The sequence below is a fragment of the Clostridium sp. HV4-5-A1G genome, from assembly GCF_900184915.1.
Lineage (GTDB): Bacteria > Bacillota > Clostridia > Clostridiales > Clostridiaceae > Clostridium_B > Clostridium_B aromativorans.
The window spans coordinates 1-3,995 of sequence record NZ_FXYI02000246.1; the positions used below are offsets into that span (position 1 = coordinate 1).

Genomic DNA, 3,995 nt, shown 5'->3' on the forward strand with positions numbered 1-3,995 from the left:
CTTTTATTATTTTAAATAAAAATATATAATTAAAAATAAAGTAAAGAATGAATTGAGGGGGTGAACAGTATAAAAATTATATCAATATTTAATCAAAAAGGTGGAGTTGGAAAAACTACTACGTGTATTAATTTGAGTGCATATTTAGCTATACAGGGATATAAGGTATTGGATATAGATATCGATCCACAGGGAAATACTACTAGTGGGTTAGGTATTGATAAAAGAGGTATAGAAAATTCTATATATGATGTGTTAAACTCAGAAATCAGTATAGATGATAGTGTAAGAAAATGTGAGCTCATAGATAATTTTTTTATAATTCCTTCTACAATGGAGTTAGCTGGTGCTGAAGTAGAGCTTATAGATAAAAAGAATAGAGAAAATATATTGAATAACAAATTAAAAAGCTTAACACAAGAATATGATTTCGTATTCATAGATTGTCCACCGTCTTTGGGACTATTAACTATAAATGCACTTACAGCATCTCATAGTGTTATTATACCTATTCAATGTGAATTTTATGCATTAGAAGGAGTTGGACAACTAATAAGCACGATACAATTAGTTAAAAAGTCACTAAATAAGAATTTAGAAGTTGAAGGTGTAATTATGAGTATGTGTGATATGAGAACTAATTTATCTACTCAAGTTATTTCGGAAGTGAAAAAGTTTTTTAAAGATAAAGTATATAAAACTACTGTACCTAGAAATATAAGGCTGGCAGAAGCTCCGAGTTTTGGGCTTCCTGTAGTGCTTTATGACGATAAATGTAAGGGGGCGGAAGCCTATGAATTATTGACTAAAGAGTTTTTACATAGGCAAAAGGAGTGAATAGGATTTGAGTAAAAAATATGGATTAGGTAAGGGACTTAGAGCATTGATACCTGATAACACTTTAGAGGATGAAGGAGAAGGAGCCCAAAGTGATATAAATTATATTAATATTGATTTTATAAAAGCTAATAAGACTCAACCTAGAAAAAGTTTTGATAAGGATAAAATAGAACAACTTTCTCAATCAATAAAAGAACATGGTATAATACAACCTCTTATACTTAATAAAATTGAAGATAATACGTATAACATAGTAGCAGGTGAAAGAAGATGGAGAGCAGCTAAACTTATTGGTATTAAAGAAATACCTGCAATTATAATGAATTTATCTGATAGAGAGATTTTGGAAGTTTCCCTTATAGAAAATATACAGAGACAGGATTTAAATCCCATAGAAGAGGCTTTAGCCTATAAGAGGTTAATTAATGATTTTAATATAACTCAAGAAGAATTAAGCCGTAGAATAGGAAAGTCCAGAACGGCAATTTCTAATTGTATGAGACTCCTAAATCTAGATGAAAGAGTTCAAAAATATCTTATAGATGGGATCATTAGTGAAGGGCATGGAAGGGCACTTTTGGGCGTAGAAAATGGAGAATTGCAGTATAAGTTAGCTTTGAATATAATAAATAAAAATTTAACGGTAAGAGATGTAGAAAAAATTATTAAAAATTTGAATTCTACAAAAAAAGATGAAGAAAAATCTGTTAAAAAGGAAAATATTTATTATTTAGATATAAAGGAGAGATTAGAAAATTTATTTGGAACTAAGGTTTTATTGATGAATAAAAAGGATAAGGGGAAAATACAGATAGAATACTATTCTCAGGAAGATTTACAGAGGATATTAGATATATTAAAAATTTAATAAATTTTGATGTTTCACGTGAAACATTTTTATATCATGAAGGGAGAAAAATATGCAAAATATCATTAACTTAATAAATAATTTGCAATTGTATATTGTAATTGGACTAGTTGTATTAGTGATAATATTGTTAATCATGAATGTTATAATTTTTAAATCACTAAATAGATTGGAAAAAAGGTATAGAAAACTTATGCGTGGCTCAAATGGCAAAAATTTGGAGGAACTTATTGTAAAATATTTAGATAATATAGATAATGTAAAAAAAGAATCTGATGATATTAAAAAATTGTATAGTAATCTAAATTCAAAAGTAAAAAATTGTATTCAGAAATTATCAATCATACGATATAGGGCTTTTGAAGATGTAGGTAGTGATCTTAGTTTCTCAATTGCATTATTGGATGAAAATAATGATGGTGTGATAATTACTGGAATATATGGAAGAGATGAAAGTACAACTTATGCAAAGCCTATAGACAGTGGTATGTCTAGATATGAACTGTCCCAGGAGGAAAAACAGGTCCTAGAGGAATGTATAAATAAAAGAATATAGATTATTTACATAAAAAAACTCCTTAAGGGAAAATTACTTTTTAAGGAGGTTTTTTATATGAAAATATATATTCCAAAGGATTTAAATTACATAGGAGATGAATTGCGAAAAAAAGGATATATAATAGTAAATGACAATGAAGATACAAAATATGATGCTGTAATTTGCAAATTGAAAGATAATGGACTTGCAGATTTGCACATAAAAAATAAGAATACCTTGATAATTGATTTAGGGAGAAAAAATGCAGAAGAAATAGAATATATACTTAGGGATAGAGTTTTTTGAAATATTAAGTTTCTGCATTTATAAAAACATTGTTTGAGTTTTCTACGCCTACAGTTTTTAACATAGAATGATATATTCCTCTAGAAATTGTATCAGCAAGCTGCATTACAGTAAACAATCTGGTATTTTGCAATACCATAAATTCCATAGCACCACATATGTTTACAATTCCTGTGATGCTTAGATCACCAACTTGAGGCAGAGATTTATTCATTGCAGATCCTGGGTGAAGTGGTTTTGTCTCGATTATTATCTTACCTACATTTTGAATTGCACCTAAGCAGGCATCAATAGCTATAATAAATGGATTATTGTATTTAGAATTTATTTCATTTATCACATCTGTTATATTTTTTGCATGTACTGGATATTGTAAATTACCATATAACTCAACTTTATTTTTCATTAAAAGTTTTAGTTTATATCCAACTATAGGACCTAAGCTATCTCCAGTAGATCTATCTGTACCTATGCATAGTATTATTATAGTTCTTCCGGACTTTATGATAGGATATATTTCGTTGCTTATAACATCTCTTAAGATAAATATTGAATTTGAAGATGATGGATCTATTATCATTTTTTTAATCATAAGAAAACCTCCTATAATGTAGTTTTTACCATAAGGAGGTTATTTATACATATAATAATATTTCATAAATCTAAGGTGCTATAACATATCTAATTTTCTAAATATATTAAAGAAAATAACTAAAAATATACAAAATATTACTCCTGAGATACCGTTGACCTTTAATCCAATGAATAAGGATGCTAACACTGCCACAGGATGTATACCTAAAGAGGAAGATACTATTTTAGGTTCAATAATCTGTCTAATAATCGAGACTATAAGGTAAGATACTATCAATCCAAGGCAAATAACATAATTATTTGTAGTAATCAGATAAATGAGTGCTAAAGGTATATATATAATTCCTATTCCTATAATAGGTAATATATCTGCTATAGCACATATAATGCTTAATATCAGTGCATATTTGATTTTAAATATTGAGAATACTATTAAAGTTTCTATAAAAGTAAGTGAAATGATAATCATATATGATAATAAATAATTTCCAATCATTTTTTTACTTTCATTATATATTTTGTATAGCTTAGCTGTTTTGTTATCTGGAAGTAAATTAGGTATACTTACATTGGAGGAAGTCATATCTTTTGTAAAAAAATATGTTGTCAGCAATGTAAAGAGTATCACCATTAATACATAAGGTATTGTGGCTACTAAATTTACTAGATAACTTACAAGTTTCCCGGAAAAGCTTACTGCTATATTAGATGCCTTATTAATAAAATTTGTAAAATTTCCCTCGAAGGTATTTATTATATATGGATCTAAATTGTTGTAATATTTTTGCAATTTATATATAGAGTATGTCTCTTATACAAATATCAGAGCCCACGAGACCTTACTAGATA

Annotated in this window: 6 protein-coding genes; 4 read left to right on the forward strand and 2 right to left on the reverse strand. The window is 27.6% G+C overall.

The features are described from left to right. Nucleotides 1-69 precede the first annotated feature (69 nt). The 4 genes from J5G60_RS17070 to J5G60_RS17085 are packed head-to-tail and all read left to right on the forward strand — an operon-like array spanning nucleotide 70 to nucleotide 2,552. Nucleotides 70-837 (forward strand): ParA family protein, encoded by a 768-nt coding sequence (locus J5G60_RS17070; RefSeq protein ID WP_150358938.1) that lies wholly within the window; start codon nucleotides 70-72, stop codon nucleotides 835-837. A 7-nt stretch (nucleotides 838-844) separates the two neighbouring features. Continuing rightward, complete coding sequence (locus J5G60_RS17075) at nucleotides 845-1,708, forward strand: ParB/RepB/Spo0J family partition protein (protein WP_150358937.1); 864 nt, start codon at nucleotides 845-847, stop codon at nucleotides 1,706-1,708. A 52-nt stretch (nucleotides 1,709-1,760) separates the two neighbouring features. Next, the gene (locus J5G60_RS17080) at nucleotides 1,761-2,264 is read left to right on the forward strand and encodes a DUF4446 family protein (protein ID WP_150358936.1); all 504 of its coding nucleotides are present in this window, start codon (nucleotides 1,761-1,763) and stop codon (nucleotides 2,262-2,264) included. Between the two features lie 57 nt (nucleotides 2,265-2,321). Then, nucleotides 2,322-2,552 carry a YkuS family protein gene (locus J5G60_RS17085; protein ID WP_150358935.1) on the forward strand — a complete coding sequence of 77 codons (231 nt, stop codon included), beginning with the start codon at nucleotides 2,322-2,324 and terminating at the stop codon, nucleotides 2,550-2,552. A 4-nt stretch (nucleotides 2,553-2,556) separates the two neighbouring features. On the opposite strand, the gene yyaC is transcribed toward J5G60_RS17085, so the two are convergent. Further along, entirely contained in the window at nucleotides 2,557-3,144 is a 588-nt protein-coding gene (gene yyaC / locus J5G60_RS17090) for a spore protease YyaC (RefSeq protein WP_150358934.1), read from the reverse strand. A 78-nt stretch (nucleotides 3,145-3,222) separates the two neighbouring features. After that, nucleotides 3,223-3,936 carry a sporulation integral membrane protein YtvI gene (ytvI, locus tag J5G60_RS17095; RefSeq protein ID WP_236035342.1) on the reverse strand — a complete coding sequence of 238 codons (714 nt, stop codon included), beginning with the start codon at nucleotides 3,934-3,936 and terminating at the stop codon, nucleotides 3,223-3,225. Nucleotides 3,937-3,995: the final 59 nt, after the last annotated feature.

Bases quoted from the DNA above. Each gene is read 5' to 3' on its own strand.
- J5G60_RS17080 (WP_150358936.1), top strand. From the start codon at position 1,761: ATGCAAAATATCATTAACTTAATAAATAATTTGCAATTGTATATTGTA.
- J5G60_RS17085 (WP_150358935.1), top strand. From the start codon at position 2,322: ATGAAAATATATATTCCAAAGGATTTAAATTACATAGGAGATGAATTG.
- yyaC (WP_150358934.1), bottom strand. From the start codon at position 3,144: ATGATTAAAAAAATGATAATAGATCCATCATCTTCAAATTCAATATTT.